The organism is Nonomuraea turcica (assembly GCF_030718205.1).
In the GTDB taxonomy this organism is placed as follows: domain Bacteria; phylum Actinomycetota; class Actinomycetes; order Streptosporangiales; family Streptosporangiaceae; genus Nonomuraea.
In genome coordinates this window covers 26,569-49,970 of record NZ_JAUZQF010000024.1, presented here as the reverse complement: position 1 = coordinate 49,970, position 23,402 = coordinate 26,569, and the positions used below count along the sequence as shown (strand labels likewise).

At 69.0% G+C, this 23,402-nt stretch carries 21 protein-coding genes and 1 pseudogene; 12 read left to right on the top strand and 10 right to left on the bottom strand.

The features are described 5' to 3' along the window. The first annotated feature begins 105 nt into the window (after nucleotides 1-105). Nucleotides 106-1,602 carry a tannase/feruloyl esterase family alpha/beta hydrolase gene (locus Q9G87_RS45490; protein WP_305922871.1) on the top strand — a complete coding sequence of 499 codons (1,497 nt, stop codon included), beginning with the start codon at nucleotides 106-108 and terminating at the stop codon, nucleotides 1,600-1,602. A gap of 74 nt (nucleotides 1,603-1,676) precedes the next feature. Here Q9G87_RS45490 and Q9G87_RS45485 read toward each other — a convergent pair whose 3' ends face one another. Both Q9G87_RS45485 and Q9G87_RS45480 read right to left on the bottom strand, forming a co-directional pair. Then, nucleotides 1,677-3,983, bottom strand: a complete 2,307-nt coding sequence (locus Q9G87_RS45485) for a helix-turn-helix domain-containing protein (protein WP_305922870.1) — start codon at nucleotides 3,981-3,983, stop codon at nucleotides 1,677-1,679. A 25-nt stretch (nucleotides 3,984-4,008) separates the two neighbouring features. Next, entirely contained in the window at nucleotides 4,009-4,668 is a 660-nt protein-coding gene (locus Q9G87_RS45480) for a sigma-70 family RNA polymerase sigma factor (RefSeq protein WP_305922990.1), read from the bottom strand. A 282-nt stretch (nucleotides 4,669-4,950) separates the two neighbouring features. Between Q9G87_RS45480 and Q9G87_RS45475 the strand changes: the two genes are divergently transcribed. The 8 genes from Q9G87_RS45475 to Q9G87_RS45440 all read left to right on the top strand — a co-directional run bounded on the left by Q9G87_RS45475 (nucleotide 4,951) and on the right by Q9G87_RS45440 (nucleotide 14,017). Continuing rightward, nucleotides 4,951-7,722 carry a helix-turn-helix transcriptional regulator gene (locus Q9G87_RS45475; protein ID WP_305922869.1) on the top strand — a complete coding sequence of 924 codons (2,772 nt, stop codon included), beginning with the start codon at nucleotides 4,951-4,953 and terminating at the stop codon, nucleotides 7,720-7,722. 132 nt (nucleotides 7,723-7,854) lie between these two features. Continuing rightward, nucleotides 7,855-8,817: an alpha/beta hydrolase gene (locus tag Q9G87_RS45470; RefSeq protein ID WP_305922868.1), complete on the top strand. Its 963-nt coding sequence runs from the start codon at nucleotides 7,855-7,857 to the stop codon at nucleotides 8,815-8,817. Beyond that, a complete protein-coding gene (locus Q9G87_RS45465; RefSeq protein ID WP_305922867.1) occupies nucleotides 8,814-9,533 on the top strand; it encodes an alpha/beta fold hydrolase in 720 nt (239 codons plus the stop codon). The genes Q9G87_RS45470 and Q9G87_RS45465 overlap by 4 nt, the downstream gene beginning before the upstream one ends. After that, nucleotides 9,530-10,279 carry an alpha/beta fold hydrolase gene (locus tag Q9G87_RS45460; protein ID WP_305922866.1) on the top strand — a complete coding sequence of 250 codons (750 nt, stop codon included), beginning with the start codon at nucleotides 9,530-9,532 and terminating at the stop codon, nucleotides 10,277-10,279. The genes Q9G87_RS45465 and Q9G87_RS45460 overlap by 4 nt, the downstream gene beginning before the upstream one ends. 228 nt (nucleotides 10,280-10,507) lie before the next feature. Continuing rightward, complete coding sequence (locus tag Q9G87_RS45455; protein ID WP_305922865.1) at nucleotides 10,508-10,795, top strand: WhiB family transcriptional regulator; 288 nt, start codon at nucleotides 10,508-10,510, stop codon at nucleotides 10,793-10,795. Nucleotides 10,796-10,900: 105 nt separating this feature from the next. Beyond that, nucleotides 10,901-11,965, top strand: a complete 1,065-nt coding sequence (locus tag Q9G87_RS45450; RefSeq protein ID WP_305922864.1) for a ferritin-like domain-containing protein — start codon at nucleotides 10,901-10,903, stop codon at nucleotides 11,963-11,965. Then, nucleotides 11,962-13,671, top strand: a complete 1,710-nt coding sequence (locus Q9G87_RS45445) for a sodium:solute symporter family protein (protein ID WP_305922863.1) — start codon at nucleotides 11,962-11,964, stop codon at nucleotides 13,669-13,671. Before Q9G87_RS45450 ends, Q9G87_RS45445 begins: the two co-directional genes overlap by 4 nt. 31 nt (nucleotides 13,672-13,702) lie before the next feature. Beyond that, nucleotides 13,703-14,017, top strand: a complete 315-nt coding sequence (locus Q9G87_RS45440) for a hypothetical protein (protein WP_305922862.1) — start codon at nucleotides 13,703-13,705, stop codon at nucleotides 14,015-14,017. Between the two features lie 16 nt (nucleotides 14,018-14,033). On the opposite strand, the gene Q9G87_RS45435 is transcribed toward Q9G87_RS45440, so the two are convergent. The 4 genes from Q9G87_RS45435 to Q9G87_RS45420 form a co-directional block, all read right to left on the bottom strand. Beyond that, nucleotides 14,034-16,796, bottom strand: a complete 2,763-nt coding sequence (locus Q9G87_RS45435; protein ID WP_305922861.1) for an AAA family ATPase — start codon at nucleotides 16,794-16,796, stop codon at nucleotides 14,034-14,036. 162 nt (nucleotides 16,797-16,958) lie between these two features. After that, nucleotides 16,959-17,177 (bottom strand): cupin domain-containing protein, encoded by a 219-nt coding sequence (locus tag Q9G87_RS45430; RefSeq protein WP_305922860.1) that lies wholly within the window; start codon nucleotides 17,175-17,177, stop codon nucleotides 16,959-16,961. Nucleotides 17,178-17,281: 104 nt separating this feature from the next. Next, on the bottom strand, nucleotides 17,282-17,713 hold the full coding sequence (locus Q9G87_RS45425) for a cupin domain-containing protein (RefSeq protein ID WP_305922859.1): 432 nt from the start codon (nucleotides 17,711-17,713) through the stop codon (nucleotides 17,282-17,284). A gap of 115 nt (nucleotides 17,714-17,828) precedes the next feature. After that, nucleotides 17,829-19,058: a cytochrome P450 family protein gene (locus tag Q9G87_RS45420; RefSeq protein WP_305922858.1), complete on the bottom strand. Its 1,230-nt coding sequence runs from the start codon at nucleotides 19,056-19,058 to the stop codon at nucleotides 17,829-17,831. A 218-nt stretch (nucleotides 19,059-19,276) separates the two neighbouring features. Between Q9G87_RS45420 and Q9G87_RS60970 the strand changes: the two are divergent. Next, nucleotides 19,277-19,462, top strand: a pseudogene (locus Q9G87_RS60970) (class II fructose-bisphosphate aldolase); the annotation flags it as partial. A 102-nt stretch (nucleotides 19,463-19,564) separates the two neighbouring features. Here the strand turns inward: Q9G87_RS60970 and Q9G87_RS45415 are convergent. The 4 genes from Q9G87_RS45415 to Q9G87_RS45400 form a co-directional block, all read right to left on the bottom strand. Continuing rightward, nucleotides 19,565-20,032, bottom strand: coding sequence for an SRPBCC family protein (locus Q9G87_RS45415; protein ID WP_305922857.1), 468 nt, complete (start codon nucleotides 20,030-20,032; stop codon nucleotides 19,565-19,567). Beyond that, nucleotides 20,029-20,271, bottom strand: coding sequence for a hypothetical protein (locus tag Q9G87_RS45410; RefSeq protein ID WP_305922856.1), 243 nt, complete (start codon nucleotides 20,269-20,271; stop codon nucleotides 20,029-20,031). The genes Q9G87_RS45415 and Q9G87_RS45410 overlap by 4 nt, the downstream gene beginning before the upstream one ends. A 128-nt stretch (nucleotides 20,272-20,399) precedes the next feature. After that, nucleotides 20,400-21,275: a sigma-70 family RNA polymerase sigma factor gene (locus tag Q9G87_RS45405; protein WP_305922855.1), complete on the bottom strand. Its 876-nt coding sequence runs from the start codon at nucleotides 21,273-21,275 to the stop codon at nucleotides 20,400-20,402. Beyond that, nucleotides 21,272-21,643 carry a VOC family protein gene (locus Q9G87_RS45400; RefSeq protein WP_305922854.1) on the bottom strand — a complete coding sequence of 124 codons (372 nt, stop codon included), beginning with the start codon at nucleotides 21,641-21,643 and terminating at the stop codon, nucleotides 21,272-21,274. The genes Q9G87_RS45405 and Q9G87_RS45400 overlap by 4 nt, the downstream gene beginning before the upstream one ends. A gap of 656 nt (nucleotides 21,644-22,299) precedes the next feature. Between Q9G87_RS45400 and Q9G87_RS45395 the strand changes: the two genes are divergently transcribed. After that, nucleotides 22,300-22,671 (top strand): hypothetical protein, encoded by a 372-nt coding sequence (locus Q9G87_RS45395; protein WP_305922853.1) that lies wholly within the window; start codon nucleotides 22,300-22,302, stop codon nucleotides 22,669-22,671. 28 nt (nucleotides 22,672-22,699) lie between these two features. Continuing rightward, the gene (locus Q9G87_RS45390) at nucleotides 22,700-23,278 is read left to right on the top strand and encodes a hypothetical protein (protein WP_305922852.1); all 579 of its coding nucleotides are present in this window, start codon (nucleotides 22,700-22,702) and stop codon (nucleotides 23,276-23,278) included. Nucleotides 23,279-23,402: the final 124 nt, after the last annotated feature.

The following is a 23,402-nucleotide window of genomic DNA, read 5'->3' as shown; positions in this document are numbered from 1 at the left end:
ATGCTTCAAGGTCCTTCCCCGGCCGCCGCCGCCCCGGCCGCGGACCCGGCGCGGACGATCATGACCGACGCTGCGACCAGGTGCGCGTCGCTCACGGGATTACGCGTGGACACTGCGGACATAGGCCTGCCCACCCGCGGCGGCGAGGTCGACTCCGCGACGCTCAACAGCGCCGACCCGGCCGCCGGCCGGCCCGAGTTCTGCCTGGCCCGGGGCAGGGTGCACAGCTTCGATACCACGGCACCCGACATCACCTTCCAGGTCAACCTGCCGACCTCTTGGAACAGGAAGTCGGTGCAGTTCGGCGGCAGCGGCTTCAACGGCATCGTCGTCACCGGGCTCGGCGTGGCCCCCGGCTTCATCAATGACGACCCGGCGCAGGGACAGCCGCCGATCAACCGTGGCTACGTCACGTTCGGGAGCGACGGAGGCACCGCCGTGGGCACCAGCCCCACCGGGTCCTTCGCTTTGAACAAGGAGGCGCTCGCCAATTGGTCCGGACAGAGCGTCAAACGCACCCGTGATGCCGTCATCACCATCGTGAACAGGTACTACGGCAAACGCCCCGGTAAGCAGTACTACGTGGGAGCCTCCAAGGGAGGGCACGAGGCACTCATCGCCGCCCAGCGATACGGTGACGATTACGACGGGATCATCGCCTACTACCCGGCCATTGAGAACCAGGCGATGGTGCTCAGCTGGTACCACATATGGCAACAGGCATACGGCCGTCCCGGCGGCTATCTCAACCCCGCAAAACAGCAATTGGTCACCGACGCCGTGTACGGCACGTGCGACAAACTCGACGGTGCCGTCGACGGGGTGATCTCCAATGTCCGGGGTTGCGACGATGCCTTCTCCGTCGAGTCGCTCCGCTGCCCCGGCGGAACCGACAGCTCAGACACCTGTCTGTCCGAGACCCAGATCCAAACCCTGCGGACAGCGTCCTCCCGCTACAACCTCGCGTTCTCACTGGCGAACGGAGTCACCGGGATAGGCCCCTATCCCGTCTTGCGGGGCGCCGATCTCGCCCCCCTGATGCTCGACAGCGCGGGAAATGGTGAAGCCACCGGCTACCACACGCTCTTCGCTCCGGTGATCCGTTACTTCATTCAGCAGGACGCCGACGGCTCCTTGGTGAATTTCGACTATCGCCAGTACGAGAAGCGCGTCAAGGAACTGTCCGGGCTCCTCAACACGACGAACCCCGACATCGACCGTTTCGCACACCACGGGGGCAAGCTCATCATCGTCCAGGGCACCACCGACATGGCGGTCCCGGAAGCATTGACCAACGCCTACTACGAACGGATGGCCGAACGCTACGGCCCATCGATCCGCCGCTTCGTGCGCTACTACGTGGTGGGAGGCTACGCCCACGGGACCGGCCGCTTCGACCTGGCCTGGGACTCTCTCACAGCCCTGGACGACTGGACGAGCCGAAACAACCCTCCGGCCAACCCAGTGGCGACCGACGCCAACCCCGCCACGAAGAACCGCACCCGCCCGTTGTGCGAATACCCGCTGTGGCCGAAGTACAAAGGCCATGGTGACGTCAGCCAGGCCAGGAACTTCTCGTGTGTGGGCCAAGGGCAACGCTGACTCCACCCACGCGCGTTCATCGTTCCCGAACATGAAGAGACGACTGGGCGGCCGCACCGCGCGGCCGCCCATCGTCACGTGTTGTGATCAATTCCGAGGGCCGCCAGCGCCGTTTTCAACTCGTCAAGCGAGCTGGCCCCCCAAACTCTGTACTTATCCTCCAGCTCGATCGCCCGCGTCAGGTGCTCGCGGGCTTCGCTGGTCACACCGAGCCCGGCATATGCCCGGCCCAGCGCCCAGCGCATGTTCATGGTCCAGATGCTGCCCTGCTCGATGCTCTCGGCCAAGGCCGGCTCCGCCACGTCGATGGCCTCCTGCCAGCGCTGCGCAGCGAGCAGAGTTCTGGCCAGGCCCTGCAGGGCAGCTATGCGTGAGTGCTGTGCCGCAGCAGAGGCGACCGGTTGTTCGTCAATTTCCCTTACCACGCCCCGATACGCCTCAATGGCCTCGTCCAGCCTGCCGAGACGGGCAAGCGTGCGCGCCCGTCCGCTGGCGGCCCAGTAATAGGTGTGGTGGTAACCGGCGGCTTCGGCCAGCTCTTGCCCCCGGGTATACGCCCACAGCGCCTGATCGAAGTCGTGGAGGACCCGCCAGGCCTCGGCCGCGTTGCACACAGCGTCGGCCTGCTCTCTGACGGCGCCGAGGCTTTCGGCGAGCCGGTAGACCTCCATCGCCCGCTCCGCGCATTCCCTGAACGCCGCGTCTCCGCGGGGTCCGTAGGCGACGAGGAACGCCCAGACATGGCGGTTCCTGTGCCATAGCTCCCGGCGGCGGTCGGACAGCCGGGCGGCGGCGGCACGCGTCAGCCCGAACACCTCCAGCCAGTCGCTCAACCAGTGCGGCGTGTGGGCGGCGAACCAGCGCATCGCCTCACCGAGTTCGGCCACCTGCTCGTGCCGGTCGGCGGCGGCCGCCATCCGCAGCGCGGCCAGCCAGGTGTCCCTTTCGACCTCAAGCCAGGCCCGCGCCTCCTCCTGGGTGGCGAGCGGAACCAGGCCCTTGTAGTCGGGCGGTGGTGCTCCGTAGTCGGGTTCGAACCATCGCCCGGCCACGGTCGCGATCTCCAGCAGCCAGTCGGCCATGCGCCGCGCGGCCGCCGCATTGGACTCGGCGGGTTCCTCGTCGCGCAGCCGGTGGCTCGCATACAGGCGGATCAGGTCGTGGAAGCGGTAGCGGTCCGCGCCTTCGTGCTGCAGCAGGCCCAGCTCGACCAGCCGATCGAGCTGATCCTCGGCGGCGAACAACTCGGTCTGGGTGAGCACCGCGGCGATCGGCGCGGCGAAATCCACCGCAGGAACAAGGGCCAGCCGCCGGAAGGTCACCTTCGCCCACGGCGACAGCACCGCGTACGACAACGCGAACGCCGCCTCCACTCCCAGATCGCCCACCGCCAGGTTCGCCAGCCGGCGATCCTCATCCGACAGCCGCTCCGCCAGGTGCCGCATCGTCCATCCGGGCCGGGATGCCAGCCGGGTGCCGGAGATCCGCAACGCCAGCGGCAGGTGTCCGCACAACCGCGCCACCTGCGCTGTCTCCGCTGCCGCGTGATCGGCGGCCTCCCGCACAATGGCCTGCAACAGCTCCGCCGACTCCTGCGGCGAGAACGGCGCGAGCGCGATCCGCGTCACCCCTTCCAACCCGCCCAGCGTGCGGCGGCTGGTCACGACCACCATCCCCGCTCCAGCGCCCGGCAGCAGGGGCCGTACCTGGGCCTCGTCGGCGGCGTTGTCCAGCACCAGCAGGCACCGCCGCTCCGCCAGGATCGCCCGCAACTGGCTGGCCCGCTCCTGCTCCTCCTCGGCGATCGCGCGCGGGTCCAGGCCAAGCGCCCGCAGCAGCCGGCGCAGCGCCTCCGCCGCCGGCATCGGCTCGGCGTCGATGCCCCGCAAGTCCACGTAGAACTGCCCGTCCGGGAACACCTCCCGCAACAACTCGGCCGCCCGCACCACGCACGCCGTCTTGCCCAGCCCCGCCTGGCCGTGCACCACCACGACCGGTGTGGGGCCGTCCGCGGACGCCGCCCGCCCTTGCTCGCACAGCAGCTCCAGCTCCGCCACCCGGCCGACGAAGTCGCCGAGCCCGCGCGGCAGCTCATACAGCCGCGGCCGCCCCACCTGGTTCTCCGACCGCTCCGCCCCCGGGCCACCGGGCCGCGGCCGGCCCGCCCTGGCGGCCTCGGCCAGCTCCGCCCGCTGCTCGTCATCGAGCCGCAACGCTTCGGCCAGCGCCTGCACTGTTCGCCGTTGTGGGCCACGGCTGATGCCGCGTTCCATGTCTCCGATGGCTCGCACGCTCACGCCGGAGGCGTGGGAAAGCTCTTCGATCGTCAATTGCGCGGCCTGGCGCAAGCTCCGCAGGAGCGGGCCGAACGAGTTGGCCATCCATCCTCCTCGCTGCCTGCACAACCTAGCGGGCGGCGTCGGCGGCGAGCAGGTCTTCCAGGTCGGCGAGGTCGCCGTTCTGCGCGGCTGCGAGGAACGCCCGTACGAGGCGCCGGTGTGCGGCGGTGCTCACCTGGTGGCGTCGCTCGTTGGCGAGGTGATCGCGGGCGCGTCGCACGAGTTGCCGCGCGTGGTCTTCGCCCAGGTCGAGGATCTCGGAGATCCGGCGGTAGGGGTATTCGAAGGCTACGCGTAGGAGATAGACCGCTCGTTCGGCGGGGGTCAGTCTCTCCAGCAGCAGCCGGATCACGGTGTCGACCGCCTCGCGTCGTTCGGCTGCCGTCTCGGGGCTGACATCGCGGTCCGTCGTCTCGGGAAGCCAGGGGCCGGCGGAGGTCTCGCGGCGCCAGCGGGCGGACTGGGCGACATTGATGGCGAGCCTCGTGGTGGTCAGCGCGAGGAATGCGGGCGGGCTGACGACGACCGAGCGGTCGGCGCGGGCCCATCGCAGCCACGTCTCCTGCACCACGTCCTCGGCCTCGCCCACGTCCTGCAGGACGCGCAGACCGATCGCGAAGAGCCGGGGCGCTGCGCTGACGAACACCGAAGTGGCTCCGTCGCCTCTTCTGATCGACCGGTCATCGGTCTGCTCCACGTGGTCTCTGTACGACTCCAACACGTTCATGGTCACGATCGGCTCCGTTCGCCCCCAGCATCCGGCGATGCCACTGTGACCACGGTCGTTTCCCTGGCCCCTCTGTCGCGCCCTGGGGAGAGCCTGGTGGGTACCCTGGTCCGGAGACTGGGGTCCCGTGGTGTGTGCCGTTCACGGCAGGTGTCAAGGGCAAATTGCCCGGCTTAACATCAGAACGGTAGGCTGCCCGTCGATCCAAGACGTAGCGCCGGTAGCCTCCTATGTTCGGCAGTCATCGATCAACGGGCAGACGGTCGGCGGGGGGCAGTGCCCATGGCAAGCAGGGATCCCGGGTTGCAGCTTCGTGGGCGGCAGCTCGAGTGCGAGACACTGGACCAACTCGTGGCGACGGTGCAGGCCGGCCATAGCTCGGTCCTCGTCCTGCGCGGCGAGGCCGGCATCGGCAAGACGGCGCTGCTGGAATACACGCGGAGCAGCGCGTCCGGCTGCCGGATCACGAGGGCGGCGGGCGTCGAGTCCGAGATGGAGCTGGCCTTCGGCGGCCTGCATCAGCTGTGTGCCCCGTTTCTGGATCATCTTGATCACCTGCCGGAGCCGCAGCGCCACGCGCTGGAGACGGCGTTCGGCCTGAGCGCGGGGACTCCACCGGACCGCTTCATGGTCGGGCTCGCGGTGCTCAGCCTGCTCGCCGACGTGGCCGAGAAAGAGCCGCTGATCTGCCTCGTCGATGACGCCCAGTGGCTGGACAAAGTCTCCGCGCAGACCCTCGCCTTCGTCGCCCGGCGCCTGCTCGCGGAGCGGATCGGGCTGGTGCTCGCGGTGCGCGAGCCCTGCCTCGAACCCGAGTTGACGGGGTTGCCGCAGCTCGAGGTGGGACGGTTGAGCGACAGCGACGCCCGCGCCCTGCTGGACTCCGTGATTCCTGGACGACTCGACGAGCGGGTCCGGGACCGGATCGTCGCCGAGACGCGGGGAAACCCGCTGGCCCTGCTCGAGCTGCCTCGGGGATTGACGCCGGCGGAGCTGGCGGGTGGGTTCGGGCGGCCCGACGCGCGGCCGCTGGCCAGCCAGATCGAGCAGAGCTTCCTGCGACGGATCCGATCGCTACCGGCCGAGACGCAGCAGCTGCTGCTCATCGCGGCGGCCGAGCCGGTGGGCGATGTGACCGTGTTGACGCGAGCGGCAGAGCTGATGGGCATCGACGTGGCCGCGGCATCGCCGGCCGAAGCGGCGGGGCTGATCACCATGGGAACCCGGGTGCGTTTCCGTCATCCCCTCGTGCGCTCGGCGGCCTATCGCGTGGCGGCCTCGCAGGATCGGCTGAGCGTGCACCGCGCGCTGGCCGACGCGACCGACCCCCAGTCGGATCCCGACCGCCGGGCGTGGCATCTGGCCGGCGCGACGGCCGGCCCGGACGAGACGGTGGCCGCCGAGCTGGAGCGCTCCGCCGATCGGGCGCAGGCGCGCGGCGGAGTCGCGGCGGCGGCCGCGTTCCTCGAGCGGGCGGCCCAGCTGACCCCCGATCCCGCACGCCGCGGAGCCAGAGCGCTGGCGGCGGCACGGGCCAAGTATCAGGCCGGTGGGTACGACACCGCACTCCAGCTGCTGGACGCGGCGGAACTCAGCCCCCTGGACGCACGCGGACTCGCCCAGTCCAAGCTGCTGCGCGGTCAGATCGTGTTCGCCTCCACCAGTGCCGGCGCCGCCTTGCCGCTGTTGCTCAGAGCCGGCAAGCAACTCGAGCCGCTGGACCCCGGACTGGCCCGCGAGACCTACCGTGACGCACTGAACGCGGCGATGACGGCCGGCCGGCTGCCGAGTGGCGCTCAATTGGTGGACGTCGCCAAGGCGACGCTCGCCGCACCGCCGGGGCCGCCACCGGCGCGCAACGATCTGTTCCTGAAAGGCGTGGCCGTGGTGGCCACTGAGGGTTACGCGGCGGGCGTGCCGATGGTGCTGCAGGCCCTGAACGCCTTCCGCGCCGAAGGGGTCTCCAGGGAAGAGGGCCTTGGCTGGCTCTCGTTCGCATGCCGCATGGCCCATAACGTCTGGGACTTCGACAACTGGTCGGTGCTCTCGGCGAGGCTGGCCGACCTGGCACGCGAGACGGGGGCTCTGTCGGTGCTGCCGTTGGCTCTCCACATGCTCGTGTCGAATCGGGCACTCGCCGGCGAGCTTGCCGCCGCCGATGCGCTGCTCGCTGAGGCGGTGACGATTGGCGAGGTGACGGGCAGCCGCTTCTTCGCCCAATACGCAGCCCTGGTGCTCGAGCCCTGGAGGGGCCGGGAATCCGCGACACGTCAGGCGATCGAAGCGCTCACGCGAGAGGCGGCCCTGCAAGGGGAAGGCAAGGTGGTGACCGCTACCCAATGGGCGAGCTCGGTGCTCTACAACGGCCTTGGTCGCTACGAGGAGGCGTACGCCGCGGCCGAGCGAGGCGCCGAGCACCCACAGGAGCTCGGAGGCCCGTACATCAGGTCCTTGATCGAGCTGGTCGAGGCCGCGGCCCGGAGCGGAAGGCCGGCCCGCGCTGCCGAAGCCGCCCAGCGACTCGACGAGATGGCACAGGCCAGTGGCACCGACTGGGCCCTCGGCACCTCGGCGAGCGTGCGTGCCCAGGTCAGCGACGGCCCGGCCGCCGAGGCTCTCTACTGTGAGGCGATCGAGCGGCTCAGCCGCACCGAGGTCAGGGTGACGCTGGCCCGCAGCCGGCTGCTCTACGGCGAGTGGCTGCGCCGGGAGAACCGCCGCGTCGACGCACGCGAGCAACTGGGCATCGCCTACGAGATGTTCAGCCAGATGGGGGCCGAGGCTTTCGGGGAGCGCGCCCGGCGCGAGCTTCAGGCCACCGGCGAGACGGTACGCAAGCGCACCGCCGAGGAGCGCGTCACTCTCACCGCCCAGGAAGCGCAGATAGCGCGCCTGGCCGGTGAGGGGCTGACGAACCCCGAGATCGGTGCCCAGCTCTTCATCAGCCCGCACACCGTCGAATGGCACTTGCGCAAGGTCTTCGCGAAGCTCGGCATCGTGTCCCGCAAACAGATCCGCACCTCGCAGATCGAAGGCACGGCGGCCACCGCCTGAGGCTCTGCGCCGACCAGAGCGATCCATTCCATCTTTCTCGATTCCCCGCTGTCACGGATTCAGGGGGCTGCCCTGTCTAAGTGGGCGAATCACTCCCAACCCTGGTGAGTGAGATGGAATGGAGAATTCCGCATGAATGACTACATCCTGGAGCCGGCGGCGCAGGAGCTCGCCGACGCGACCTCCAAGCCTCCCTTCCTGTACGAGCTGGGGACCGACGGCGCCCGCAAGGTGCTCGATGACCTGCAGGCCGCCCCGATCGACAAGCTCGAGGTGGACGAGAAGTGGATCATCGTCCCGGCCGAGGTCGGCGACGTGCGCGTACGCATCGTCAAGCCCGCAGGAACGACAGGTGTGCTGCCCGCCGTCCTGTACGTGCACGGTGGCGGGTGGGTTCTCGGCAACGCCGGCACCCACGACCGGCTCGTACGCGAGCTCGCCGTCGGGGCCGGCGCCGCGGTGGTCTTCGTCGAATACGACCGCTCGCCCGAAGCCCGCTACCCGGTCGCGATCGAGCAGGCCTACGCCACCGCCCAATGGATCACCAAGCGCGGCGCCGAAGAGGGCCTGGACGCCTCCCGGCTGGCGGTCGCCGGTGACTCGGTCGGCGGCAACATGACCGCCGCGCTGACCATCATGGCCAAGCGGCGCGGCGACGTGACCTTCGTGCACCAGTCGCTGTACTACCCGGTCACCGACGCCGCCCAGGACACCGACAGCTACCGCGAGTTCGCTAACGGCCCGTACCTGACCGCCGGGGCGATGGCCTGGTTCTGGGACGCCTACACCACCGACCCCGCCCAGCGGGCGGAGATCACCGCCTCGCCGCTGCGTGCCAGCCTGGAAGAGCTGGCCGGACTGCCGCCCGCGTTCGTCATCGTCGACGAGAACGACGTGCTGCGTGACGAGGGCGAGGCCTACGCCCGCAAGCTCACCGCGGCCGGCGTCCCCACCACCAGCGTCCGCTACAACGGCACGCTGCACGACTTCATGATGCTCAACCCGCTGCGCGACACCCAGGCCTCCCGCGGTGCCACCGCCCAGGCCATCGCATTCCTCAAGACCGCCCTGAACACCGGAAAGGCCACCTCATGAGCGAGCAGCCCGTCATCGTCCTGGTCCACGGCGCCTTCGCCGAGTCCGCGAGCTGGAACCGCGTCATCCAGCGCCTGCACACCAACCAGCTCACCGCTGTCGCCGTCGCGAACCCGTTGCGCAGTGTGGAGGGCGATGCCGCGTACGTGCGGGACGTGATCTCCGGCATCGGCCGCCCGGTCGTGCTGGTCGGCCACTCCTACGGCGGCTTGGTGATCACCCAGGCCGCGGCGGGCAACCCGGCGGTGCGCGCCCTGGTCTACGTCGCCGCCTTCGCCCCCGAGCCAGGCGAGAGCGCGTTCCTGCTGTCCGGCAAGTTCGAGGGCAGCACCCTGGGCGGCGCGCTGGAGGCCTACCCGGTCGCCTCCGGCGGCAACGAGTTCCGCATCGCCGCGGACAAATTCCACCATCAGTTCTGCGCCGACCTCGAGGCCGGCGAGGCCGCGCTGATGGCCGCGACTCAGCGGCCGGTCACCGAGCAGGCGCTGACCGACGCCCTGACAGCGGACGAGCCCGCCTGGCGCACCACACCGTCCTGGTTCGTCCACGGCGAGCGCGACCTCAACATCCCGGCGGCGGCTCTGCGCTTCATGGCCGAACGCGCCGGCTCCCGAGGCACCCGTGAGGTCGCCGGCGCCTCCCACGCGCTCGCCGCCTCCGAGCCCGACGCCGTGACCGCCGCCATCCTCGACGCCGTCCACCACGCGCAGGAGTGACACTCCCATGCCCGCGATCCTCATCCACGGCGTCCCCGCCCGACACCCACCGCGTCTGGGCAGGCGTCCGCCGGCACCTGACGCGCACGGACGTGGAAGCCTGGGACCTGCCGGGCTTCGGCGCTCCACGCCCGGACGGCTTCGGCAGCACCAAGGAGGAGTACGCCGAGTGGCTGATCGGCCGTCTGGAGAGGATCGGCGAGCCGGTCGACCTGGTCGGCCACGACTGGGGCTGCATCCTCACCGCCCGGGTCGCGTCCTTGCGTCCTGACCTTGTACGCACCTGGGCCGGCGGCAACGGCCCCATCAGCGCCCGGTACGTCTGGCATCCGCTGGCCAAGGTCTGGCAGGACCCGGTCGAAGGGGACCGCTTCATGGCCGAGCTGACGCCGCAGGGCTTCGCCGACGACCTGATCACCGGCTTCGAGGTGCCAGATGACCTGGCCCAGGAGATGGTGCGGCACGTGGACGCGCCGATGAAGGACAGCATTCTCAAGCTCTACCGCTCCGCGGTGCGGATGGGCACCGAGTGGGAACCCGAGCTGGCGAAGATGACCGCGCCCAGCCTCGTGTTCTGGGGCGCACGCGACCCCGCCTGTCAGGTCGAGTTCGCCGACGAACTTGGCCGGGCCATCCGGGCGGAACGTGTGATCAAGCTCGACTGCAATCACTGGCCGGTGCTGCAGCGGCCGGCGCAGGTCGCCGCCGCCCTCGAAGAGCACTGGCAGCGCCACCAAGCCGCCTGATCCGGCGGCTCTCTTGGGCCGGCGCCTGATCCGGCGCCCCCTTGGGCCGGCAGCCGCGCCGATGAGACCCATCCGGCCCCGGCTCGCCTGCCGGCCCCACGCGCTTCACACTCCTTCGCCCGGTGAGGCGAACCATCGGTGAGAACGGCTCCCTGTTCCGGCCCGCCACCGAAGGCAGGCGCACACCTGAAATGACCACACCGACCCATCGCTCATGAGGTGGAGATCATGACCGTCCATCAGATTCATCAGCATCGAGAGCCTCGATCCCCTCTGCGCTGGATGGCCCGTGCGGCCTGCCTGGATGCGGACCCCGGCCTCTTCTTCCCGATCACGTGGGACGACCATCCCGGTCAACGCGAGGAGCAGGCACGGCACATCTGCCAGACCTGCCCCGTACGAGCGGCCTGCCTCGATTGGGCCGTACGCACCGGCGAGGCGGACGGTATGTGGGGCGGCACCACTCCGGAGGAGCGCCGCCGGATACGCGCCCGCCAACGGCTGGCCACGGCCTGACGGTGGCCGATGCGGAACTCATGGATGTCAAGGAAATCCCCGGGAGCTGTCACGCGTGCGGAGGGCTGTCCGGTCTTAGCTGGCGACAATGGAGGTAGGACTCTGATGAAGAATGTGGAACCACAGGGGACTGTCGCTGTTCCCGGGTCAGCACGGATCGACACCCTCGACAGCCTGCGTGAGCATCTGCAGTGGGCGGTCGAGCTGGAACACGCGACCTTGCCACCGTACTTGTGCGCGTTGTACTCCCTGGACCCCGAGCGCAACCCCGAGGCAATGGAGGTGGTGGGCAGCGTCTTCGCCGAGGAGATGCTGCACCTGGCTCTGGTCGCGAACCTGCTCAACGCCGTCGGCGGGCGGCCGCGCCTCGACATGCCGGGGATGTTGCCGCCCTATCCCCGGCCGCTGCCCCACAGCGATTTGGAACTGTCGCTGCTCCCGTTCGGCCCGGAGGCCCTGGAGATGTTCCTGCGCCTGGAACGGCCTGCGCCGCCCGGCGCCCCGGCGGAAGGCGACGGCTACGAGACGATCGGGCAGTTCTATGACGCGATCGAACAAGGGCTGCGCCACCTGTGCAAGAAACTCGGCGAGCGGGAGGTCTTCGGCGGCGACCCGGCCCGCCAGGTGAGCGGCAGCCATTTCCGGCACACCGCGGGGTCGCTGTTCGCGGTGGAGGATCTGGAGTCGGCGCTGGGGGCGCTGGAGGAGATCGTCGAACAGGGCGAGGGCACGGCCCGGGGCGAGGTCTGGGACGGCGACCAGGACATTTTCCACCCTGATCGGGACGAGGTCGCCCACTACTACCGCTTCCAGGAGCTCAAACTCGGCCGGCGCTACCGGCGTGGCGACAGCCCGCAGTCCGGGCCTACCGGCGAGCCGATTTCGACGAACCTCGCCGCCGTGCGCCCGATGCGGCCCAACCCGCGGCTGTCCGATCACGCCCCGGGCAGCGCGATCCGTACCGCGCAGGAAGAGTTCAACCGCACCTACTGCACCTTGTTGAACCAGCTGGAGCAGGCCTTCAACGGCGACCCGAAACTGCTCGGGTCCGCTGTCGGCACCATGTACACGCTCAAGGGCCAGGCCAACGCCCTGATGCTGATGCCCGACGAGGACGGCACCATGGCCGGCCCCACCTTCGGCTACGTGCCACCCGAGCAGCGCTCATGAGCCTCGAGCTCACCGCCTTCTCCCTGCGCGACGTGGACAACCCTCTGAGGATCGGCGCCGAACTCGTCGACTATGCGCTGATCTTCGTCTACTTCGCGGTCGTCCTGCTGGTCGGAGTGGCCGCGCGCCGGAGGATCTCCAGCAGTCTCGACTTCTTCCTGTCGGGGCGGTCGCTGCCGGCCTGGATCACCGGGCTGGCCTTCATCTCGGCGAACCTCGGCGCCGTCGAGGTCATCGGAATGTCGGCCAACGGCGCCGAGTACGGCATGCCGACCATGCACTACTACTGGATCGGCGCGGTCCCGGCCATGCTGTTCCTCGGCATCGTGATGATGCCCTTCTACTACGGGTCCAAGGTGCGCAGCGTCCCCGAGTTCATGCGCCGCCGCTTCGGTCCGGGCGCACACCTGGTGAACGCGATCACCTTCGCGCTCGCCCAGGTGCTCATCGCGGGGATCAACCTGTTCCTGCTGGCCACGGTGGTCAACGGCCTGCTCGGCTGGCCGCTGTGGGTGGCCCTGCTCCTCGCCGCCGCGATCGTCCTCAGTTACATCACCCTCGGCGGGCTGTCCGCGGCCATCTACAACGAGGTCCTGCAGTTCTTCGTCATCGTCGCCGCGCTGCTGCCGCTCACCCTTATCGGGCTGCACCGCGTCGGCGGTGTCAGCGGCCTGGTCGACAGGGTGCGGACGGCCGTAGGGGGCGGCGCTGAGCAGCTCAACTCGTGGCCGGGCAACGAACTGGCCGGGTTCGGCAACTCGGTCCTGTCCGTCATCGGCATCGTCTTCGGCCTGGGCTTCGTGCTGTCCTTCGGCTACTGGACGACGAACTTCGTCGAGGTCCAGCGCGCGATGGCCACCAGCTCGATGTCGGCCGCGCGCAGCACGCCGATCATCGCCTCGTTCCCGAAGATGTTCATCCCGTTCATCGTGGTGATCCCCGGGATGATCGCGGGGGTGCTCGTGCCCGAGGTGGTGCGGCTCAAGGCCGGCGATCAAAGCTCGGGCATCACGTACAACGACTCGATCCTGCTGCTCATGCGCGACGTGCTCCCCACCGGGCTGCTGGGCATCGCCCTGACGGGCCTGCTCGCCGCGTTCATGGCCGGCATGGCGGCCAACATCTCGGCCTTCAACACCGTCTTCAGCTACGACCTGTGGCAGCAGTACGTGAAGAAGGGCCGCTCCGACGGCTACTACCTGAAGGTCGGCCGGTGGGCCACGGTCGGCGCGACGCTCCTGGCCATCGGCACCGCGTTCATCGCCGCCGGCTACGGCAACCTGATGACCTACCTCCAGACCCTGTTCGGCTTCTTCAACGCTCCGCTGTTCGCCACCTTCATCCTCGGCATCCTCTGGAAGCGGATGAGCGCGACCGCGGGATGGGTGGGACTGGTATCCGGGACTCTGGGCGCGGTCACCGTATGGCTGCTCAACGAGCTGGGCGTCATCGACCTGCCCGGACAGGGAGCGGCCTTCGTGTCCGCGGGAGTCGCGTTCGTCGTGGACATCGCGGTGAGCGTCCTGGTCAGCCTGATGACCTCACCCAAGCCGGCGAGGGAGCTCAGCGGGCTCGTCTTCTCCGAGACGCCCAAGGCGGTGCGCACCGATCCGGCGGCGAGCCGCCTGCCCTGGTACCAGGCGCCGGCGAAGCTCGCGGGCATCTCCCTGGTGCTCGTCACCGCCCTCAACGTGATCTTCCGATGACCACCCTTCTTCACCGGAAAGGAGCCGCTACATGACCGACGACCAGCTCGCCACGAGCCGGCACGGCGCCGCGAGTGAAAACGCCGGCCCCCGCAAGGCCGGCGCCTTCGACATCCGCGTCGTCATCGCCGGACTGATCAGCTTCTACGGCACCGTGCTGATCATCATGGGGCTCGTCATGGACTCGGCCGCGAACCGGGCCAAGACCGGCGACGTGAACGCCAACCTGTGGGCCGGCATCGGCATGGCAGCCGTCGCCGCCGCTTTCGCGATCTCGGTACGCCTACGCCCTGTCATCATCGAATCCCCCGCACAACCGATGGAGTCCGTTGGGCCGCCTCGGTGAACCTCGCGCGCATGGGCTATCCGGTGCCCGGCGCCGCGTGCTCGAGCTCCGCGAGCGCGGTCTTCAGCTCGGCGCGCCCCCTGATGCCGAGCTTCATGAAGACCTTGCGCAGGTGGTACTCGGCGGTGCGCGCGCTGATGAACAGCCGCGCGCCGATGTCCCGGTTCGTGAGTCCTTCGCGCGCCAGGCGCGCCACATTGAGCTCCTGGTCGGTGAGCTGCGCCGCCGACGCATGCACGCGCACGCGCAGGGTCTCGCCGCTCGCGCTCAGCTCGCGTGCGGCGCGCTCGGCGAAGCCGTTCAAGCCGATGCCCGACAACAGCTCGTACGCGGCCCGGAGCTGCTCGCGCGCATCGGCGTGCCGGCCCTGGCGGCTCAGCTCCTCCCCGTACAGCAAGCGACAGCGCCCCACCATGATGGGAATCCGCTCGTACTCGAAGCGCTCGATCGCATCCCGATACAGGGCCTCGGCTTCGTCGCCTTCGCGCAGCTGCGCCTCCGCCATCGTCAGCACAGTCAACGCCCAGTTGGTCCCCACCGGCCGCGTGACGCTCGCCAGTTTCTCGAACGCCTCCTCGGCGAGCGTGCGCTCGCCGGTGTGCGTGGCCGCCTCCACGAGCTCGAGCAGCGTGCGCATCGCGTGGCTAAGCTCGTGCGTGTACGGCAGCTCACGGCGACCGGAGGTCACCGCCTCGGCGAAGCGGCCCAGGCCGTTGTAGAGGATGGCCTCCCCGAAATTGATCGCACTCAGCCCGTACCCCTCGCCCCGCGCCTGCGCGTCGGGTCGGATCTGCTCCGCCAGGCGCTCCGCCTCGTCGGCCTGCCCTCGGTATGCCGCGAGGAAGAACCGCCCGTACTGCGGCAGCGGGTGGCCGGTGACGTCCTTGATGGCGTCGATCTCGTCGCAGGAGGCTTCGGCCGCGTCCAGCTCGCCGTCGACCGTCTGCGCCACCATCAGCAGGCTCAAGGCGATCGGCAGCACTGTCACGACGCCTTCGGCGCGGGCGAGCTCGACCTGCCGATCGGCGAGCGCACGGAGCCCGCGGGCGTCCCAGAGGTCCTGCGCGGCGCGGGAGGCGAACCACATCCAGTGCAGCTCAAGAGAGTCCGGGGCCTGCTCGAGGAACGCGCGCTGCGCCCGGCGTAGGGTCTCGAGCGCGGCCTCCTGCCCTTTGGCGGCGAGCAGCGCCTGGCCGCGCAGGATCAGGTCCCGCGCACGGTCGGACTCCTCATCGGCGGTCGCCTCCAGGATCGCGTTCGAGACCGCGGCCACCTGCTCTGCGTCACCGAGCCGACCGCCGTAGATCGCGGCCGACAGCGCCTCGATGTAGGTGTCGCGGGCGAGCACCGGGTCCAGCCCTTCGAGACCCTGCGCCGCGGCGAGGAGGAGCCGCGCACCGCTGCTGTCGCGCCGCAGTGCGTATCCGGCGCGAGCGCGCAGCCGGGCGACGAGCGCCTCTTGCAATGCGGTGAGGGGATGGTCGCGGGCGGCGTCGAGCAGGCGCAGGGCGGCTGCGGGCGCGCCCGCCTCGTGCTTGGCCTCCGCGGCCGCGATCAGCCGCTGCCCGCGGCGGACCGGCTCAGGCGTCAGCTCCGCCGCCCGCTCCAGAAACGCACCAGCGGCGGCCGCGCCGCCGCGGGTCCGCGCACGCATCGCGGACCGATCGAGGTCAGCGGCGACCTCTTCGTCCGGGTGCAACGTCGCGCTGGCGCGATGCCATGCCCGGCGATCCGGGTCGTGATCGACGCTGGTGACGTCGGCCAGCGCGGCGTGGACGCGCCGCCGGTCCTGCGGCGAGGCAGACCGGTAGACCGCCGACCGCACGAGCGGATGGCGGAAGCCGACGCGCGTGCCGACGACGAGCGCGTGGGCGTCCTTGGCAGCGTCGAAGTCCTTCAGGCCCAGTCCCAGTGCCGCGCTCGCACGCCACAGCAGCCCGGGATCGCCGGTCGGGTCTGCAGCCGCCAGCAGCAACAACAGGCGCGCCGACTCGGGCAGCGGCTCGAGCTGCGCGACCAGGCTCTGCTCGATACGGCTCTCCAGCGGCATCGCGCCGATGAGAGCGAACCCGCCGGCGATCTCGGCCGGGCTCAGCGACCGGGGCAGCTCCCGCAGCGCCAGCGGGTTGCCGCGTGCCTCCTCGATCAGCTGGTCGCGTACCCGCCGGTCGAGGCCGCCGGGGGCCGAAAGGCGCAGGAGCTCGCGCGCGTCGTCGTCGCCCACCCCTTCGACGACCAGCCGCCCAAGCCCGGCGAACACCTCGTCGACCGTGCGCATGGCGAGCACGATGGCGATCCCCTCGGCGTCGAGACGCCGGGCGGCGAACGCGACAGCGCGCGCCGATGCCTCGTCGAGCCACTGCGCGTCGTCGACGATGCACAGCAGCGCCCGGTCGCCCGCGGCCTCGGTGAGCAGCCCGAGCAGTGCGAGCCCGACGAGGAACGGGCTGGGGGCCGAGCCCTGGCGCAGGCCGAACGCCGCCTCGATCGCCTCACGCTGAGGGGCAGGCAGGCGCCCGGCCGAGCTCATCATGTGCCCGCACAACTGCTGCAGGCCGGCGTAGGCCAGCTCCATCTCGGACTCCGACGCGACGATGCGCTCGACCCGGACGTCCGTCGCGGCGTGCGCCGCCATGCGGTCCAAGAGCGCGGTCTTGCCGATGCCGGCCTCGCCGGAGAGGACCAGCGCGCCGCTACGACCGGCGCCGGCCCGTTTCACCAGCGCGTCCAGCTCCGCCAACTCTCGCTGCCGTCCCCGCAGCGGCGCGGTCTCTGTCACGGTGCCACCTTCGCTGGGGTTTACCGATATATATGCGTTTGGCGGCCAGATCCTATCTGAGACATTGGCTGGAGGACGTCTCCGCCGGCGGCAAGCCAGTCGAATGACCTTCGGGCAAAGCAGAAGGCGGGAAACCGAACCCGGTTCCCGCCTTCTTTGCTTTTAACGTGCGGTGGTGAACAGGAACGCGCAGTCCTCCACGGCCTCCACACGGTGGCGGCGTTCGGGCATGACCAGCAGATCACCCGGCAGCCCGTCCCAGGTGTCAGGCCCGGCGACCAGCCGCACCCGCCCGTGCAGTACGTGCACCGTGACCTCACCAGGATGCTCGTGCTCGTGGATGTGCTCGCCCTGCCGCAACGCCATCACGGTCTGCCGCAACGAACGATCGTGTCCACCGTGGACAGTGGTGGCACTGCGACCACTGCCCGCCTCACGGGCAAGCGCGAGAAGGTTGCGAACGTGCGCAGTCAACGAAACCTTGGTCACGACTGCACCCGGAGGTCTCGCCGAGCCTCCAATTCCTCCGGGCTGACCACGGTCAACATCGGCTGCCCGGGCGCGCAGAACATCGTCACCACGAACGCCGACTCATCGTCAGCGAGGTGGTTGCCGTCCTGGTAGTGGATCACGTCCCCGCCAGGCTCCCAGAACGCCTCACCGGCCCGGACAACCCGTACGGGTTCGCCTTCGAGCTCGAAGTTGATGGCGCCCTTGATCACGTACCCGTACGCGGGCCCGGAGTGCCGGTGAGGCGGCGCGCCAGGGCTGTTCGGTGGCAACGTGACCAGGATCGTCATCGCCTCGGCCCCCTGCGGCGCAGGCGGCGCCCCCGGCACGGTGGCGACTACGTCGATCTTCGGCGGCGGCCCGCTCTTGTCGGGGTTCTCGAGGTGGTGAGCGTGCGCGGTGCTCATCAGGCTTCCTTCGCGAAACGGTGGCCGGCTCGGATCCGGCCGTGCACCAGCTAGGACCGGACAGCGCCCCGATCTGTGACAACTCCCTGAACAGTGCGCCCGACGCCGGGCCGTGCTACTCGACGACGCGCAGGTACACCGGGAGTTCCTGGTGACCGTTGCTGATGAGAGTGGGTACCGGCCGCAACGCGTCGGCCGGTACTGCGAGTGACATGGCGGGGAAGCGCTCGAAGAGCTGACGCAGGGCCTCTGTGACTTCGAGGCGGGCCAGCGGAGCGCCGAGGCAGAAGTGAACGCCGTAGCCGAACGCCAGGTGGTCCTTCACCTTGCGAGTGACGTCGAAGGTGTCGGCGTCCGGCCCGTGCCAGTCCGGGTGACGGTTGGCGGCCCCATACGCGGCGAGGATGGGGTCTCCCGCAGCGATGACCTGTCCGTCGGGCAGCTTGATGTCGGTGACGGCGAAGCGCAGCGGCAAGTACTTGATGGCGGGCTCGGCGCGAAGGGTTTCTTCCACCACGTCTTCCCAGGTGGCCTGGCCAGTGCGGACGAGGCGGAGCTGGTCGGGGGACGTCAGCAGCGCGAAGGCGGCCTGGTCGATGACGTTGACGGTCGTTTCGTACCCGGCGTTGATCATCAGAATCATCGTGTCGCGCAGTTCGACATCGGTGAAGCCGGTGCCGTCCGACTCCTCGTCGCGTGCCGCGATGAGGAGGGAGGTCATGTCGTCGCCGGGGTTGCCGCGCTTGGCGGCGATCAACTGGTCGGTGGCCTCAAAAAGACGTGCGGTGTTGGCCTGGGCCTGCTCAGGCGTGAGCGTGCTGTCGAAGACGTTGTCGACGAGCTGCCGGAAATCGTCCCGCTGGTCTTCCGGTACGCCCATCAGGTGGCCGATCACGGCGATGGGCAGCGGGAAGGCCAGCCGCTCGCGCAGGTCCACTACCTGGTCGGGGGGCACCGTGGCAAGGTCGTCGATCAACTCGGTGACCAGGGATTGGATGGTCGGCTTCAGCTCGGCGATGCGGCGTGCGCTGAAGGCGGGGGCGACCATCCGCCGTAACCTGCGGTGGTCGGCGCCGTATGCAGTGAGCATGCTCTGCACCTCGATCCACAGGGCGAGCGGCCACGTTCTGATCGTCTGCTGAAAGGCCGGGTAGTGAGCGCGGCCGTTCTTGGAGACGTCAGGGCTGGTGAGCAGGGTCTTGAGCAGGGCAGGGTCGGTGACTGCCCAGGCGCGCAGGCCGAGGATGTCCACGGGCGTGGCCGGACCACGAGCCCGCAGGGCCTGGTATTCAGCATGCCGGTCGGCACCCGTGGGATCGATCACGAACGGGAGAGGTTGGGACATGTGTCTTCTCCTTAGGGTCGCAACAGGGCGATCTGGTCCTAGCCGAACTGGCTGCTGATTGATGACGGCGACGAGGGCGAGGGCACTCCACACGGTTGACCGGGTAGCGCGGGCTATGCGTGACAGGAAGCTCGCTGTGACGTGCGTCTCATCAACTGTGTCAATCCCCTGGAATCACGCCCTGGCGCTAGGCACATCGCACGCGATGACCTCTCGCGATGCCGCGGCCCAGCTGCCGCAGGTGGCGGCGCTGCGGGCCGTGGTGCCCGGTGCCGATCGTGCTGCACGGGTCCTCCGGGCTTGACGACGCCAAGCTCGCCGCGGTGGGACGCACCGGGATCATCAAGGTCAACGTCGGCACCCGGCTCAACGTCGCCATGACCGGCGCGGTACGGCGACTGCTCACCGAAGACCCACGGATGAGCCGACGGCGACCTCCGTCGGCTGGCCGGCCCGTTGCTGGTCGCCAAGGCCGCCTGTCACCTGGCCCGTGGTCGGTCGCCCTTTTACGACTGAGCGGCCGTGTTCGGCAGCCGGGACCCGAGATGGCGGGCGATCTCCTCCTCCCACGACTGCAGGAAGTCCGGATAGCGCTCGGCGAACTCGCGCAGAGGCCCCTGGCCCTCTGGCGTGAGTGCGGTCAGGCCGTACGTGACCCGTACCGTGCTGCCGCCCTGCCCGTCCGCGTCCACCTCGACGGTGACGGTCCCGGCCCGGGAGCCGGGCGTTACCCTGGCGTACGAGACGCGCCGTCCAGGCTCGCGCTCGACCACCACCCAGATGGTCCGCTTGCCGTGCGCGCCGGTCTCGAAGACCGTGCCGGGGACGGAGTCGTCACTGGTCTTCACAGGGAAACGGGGCCGCCACCCGGCCACCCACTGCTCCTCGCCGCGCGGCGTGAAGAGCATGAATGCTTCCTCGGGCGGCAGCGCGACCGCTAGCCGTTCGGTGAGCGTGTACTGCGCGCCGCTCATCGCTCTGTCAGCCGGTGCGCATCGGCGGATGTCAGTGTCAAGCCGTACACAGCCTTGAGTTGCTCGATCTTGGCCAGGGTTACGGGCGTGAATGGCGCCTTGCCATCGAAGGAGTGCAGCGCGATCCCCTCGACCAGGTCACCGAGCGAGATGTCGAGGTATTCGGCCAGTCCCTTAAGCACCTTGAGCACGTTCTTCTCGAGCCGCAGGCCTGTCTGTGTGCGTTCAACTGTTACCATGGTAACAATGTACCGCCTGCTAGTGATGCGTGTTTGCTTGTTAGACGCTTCTGACTCTTCAAGAAGCAACATCGGTCGGTCGGCCCAGGATGTAGCACCCTGCACGGGCCGACCCTGACGACACCAGCTCAGGCCGGGGCGGGCAGATGGATCGAGGCGAGTTTGGCCGGGTCGATGACGATGTGGATGGCGGCGACCCGGCCTTCGGTGACCGTGAAGGCGATGACGGAGAGAGGCGTTCCGTCGGGGCGCCAGGACATGTGGCCGGGGATGCCGTTGACCAGCACGGGTCGTTGGCGGGCGACCTCGCCGGAGAACATGCGGGCGCCGGCGGCGACCTCAGTGGCGCCGAGGGTGACGACCATGCCGTCCGGGGTGTCGACGGTCAGCTTCACGTTCGGGTCGAGGACACGCAGGAGCGCTTCGAAGTCGCCGCTGAGCGCGGCGGCGCGGAATGCCTGGACGACCTCTTGGTGCTCGCGGCCGGGGCCCGCCGGCCGGTCCGTGGCTTGGACCTTGCGGCGGGCGCGGCTGGCGATCATCTTGGTGGCGTCGGCGGATTTGCCCAGGATCTGACCGATTTCGCGGAACGGGACCGCGAACATGTCGTGCAGGACGAACGCCAGGCGCTCGCTCGGGGTAAGCGAGTCGAGCACGACGAGCAGGGCGAGGCCGACCGAATCGGCCAACGCCACCTGCTCGTCCGGCGCGGGGTCGTCGGCGGGCGTCACCACGAGGTCCGCAAACTCGTGCCCGTAGGCGGTCTCGGGGTGGGCTTGACGGGATCTCAGGAGGTCCAGGCTGATTCGGCCGACCACCGTGGTCAGCCAACCCGCCAGGTTGCCGATGGTCGCCTCGTCCTGGCGGACCAGGCGCATCCAGGCTTCCTGGACTACGTCCTCGGCGTCGGCGTGCGAGCCCAGCACGCGGTACGCGAGGGCGCGCAGCCGATCGCGCTGGGCTTCGAACGCCTCGGTCACGAGGCCGGACGGGTGGGTGGTCACGGCTTTCGCTGCTGACGGAGCGAGACCCGGTTACCGTCCGGGTCCACCGCCTCGATACGGACCCCGAACGGATAGTCCACGGGTTCCCACTCTTCGAAGGTGACGCCGCGCCGGCGCAGGATCTCGAAGTCCTTTCGCAAATCATCGGATTCGAGGATCAGCGGACCGGGCGCGCCAGCCTGGCCCACGTCGCCCGGCTGACCCGCGGCCGCCGCATGCGACCACAGGAGGATCTGCACCGGGCTATCGGGAACGCCGACGGTGAGGAACCGGCCGTCGGGCCCCGAGAAGTCGATCCGCTTGTCCAGGCCGAGTCCCTGGGTGTAGAACTCCAGCGCGCGGTCCTGATCGGTGACGTAGATCGTCACGTACATGAGGTTGGTCAGCATCCTGCTCTCGATTCACTCGTCGGTGTGACGACCGTTGTATTCGGTCGTCGCACCTATGACGAGTGCCGACGGGAGAAGGTAACAGGTCCGGTCCGCCAGACCGGTTGCCGGGCGCATGTCGGTGTGGCTCGGCAGCGCGCGTCCAGGCCCATCACATGACAAACGCTGTCGCTACTCCCCTACCGACCCCAGGCCCGAAGAGCGTGGGTCAGTACCGCTCGTCCACAGAGAATCCCCAGGACCCGGAAGCCGGAGGATTGGCCGTGTAGTAGTAGCACGGCCTCGGCGTAGTCCACGACGACTTGTACTTGGGTCGCTCCCGTTCACAGGCGGCCTTCGTCTTGAACATTCCGACGAAAAAGTCCGCGTGCGCCGGGCCGGCCAAGGTGACCGCACCGATCGCCGCCGTTGCGGCCGCGAGAGCGATCACTCCGGTGCGGCGCAAACCGGGCCGACGGATGACCATCATCATTTGACTCCACTTTGTCGAGGTTCCTGCGGGAGATCTAAGCACCCGGCGGTACACGGCCGGAATACTCAGATCATGTACCAGAAATGTTCCGCCAGTATTCCAGTCAGATTCATAATCAGGACGCGGCAGAGCTCATTTTCCACCCACCGTTCGAAAGGAACTGATGAAACTCAAATCCAGTCTCATGGTGGTTGTGGCCGCCGGTGCGACGATAGTCGTGACTCCCGGTGCGGCGTACGCCGATTACTACACGACATACAAGAATAGTTCGGCCAGGGCCGGCACCCTCTACCTCCACGCGGCGATGGGCCCCAGGAGCGGCGGCCGAACCAGCCTCGACCGCGGCGTCGCCCGTCTGTATGCGAACACCTACAACGGTGCGGACGGTGGCTTGTACGCCACCTCCAACAGCGCGAGCGGAATCGTCGTTCTCAGTCACCCGCGCTACGACTATGGCCGCAGCGGCTGCAAATGGGTTCTCGCGGGCTCGACCGGCAGCAGGCCCCTGAACTGCCAATCACGCATTGCTTCATAGTCGCGACAGCAGTAGAGAGGATTTCGTCATGAGAAAATCGTTGATCCTGGCGGCTGCCGCTGGTGTCGCGGCCACTACGATCGGCCTTTCCCTGCTCGCTACGGCGCAGGCCGACACCGCGACGTCGAAGGGCGCGGCCGAGCACATGTCGCTGATGTCCGAGAGGCAGACTCCGGCGGACCACCTGCCCGAGTTCATCTCCTCCGGGACCGAGGTCGGTGAACTGGTCGCCCCGGCCACGACTCGGCGACTTGGTTCCTCCGGCGCCGGCACGTACTGGTCCGGGACCGATGCCAACGGTGAGCTCTGCCTGATCACGGTCATCGGTGACACGGAGGCCGACTTTGTCGCCGGCGCTTCGTGCGCGCCGCCGTCCGATTTCACCAAGAAGGGCGTAGGCCTACAGGTGGCCGGCCCACCCGGCGCAAGTGAGGCCTATCTCCTGCCGGATGGCGTGCCCGCCTCTCGACTGGGCGACGGGTACACCGTGGTGTCACCCAACCTGGTGCTGTCCGATCCCGCTGCGGAGCCGAACGCGCCTCGAAGCGTTACCGGCACGAGCGGGACCTTCACACTCTCCGACCTGGCCCCCACCCCGGTGCGATGAAGGCCTCCGAGACAAGGAATCAGGCCATGCCCATCCGCAAGAGGCCTCTGCACCTCATTCTGACCCTCCTCCTATCGCTTCCGGCATTCGCCGGTACGACCGGGACCGCGCACGCCGCTCTCAT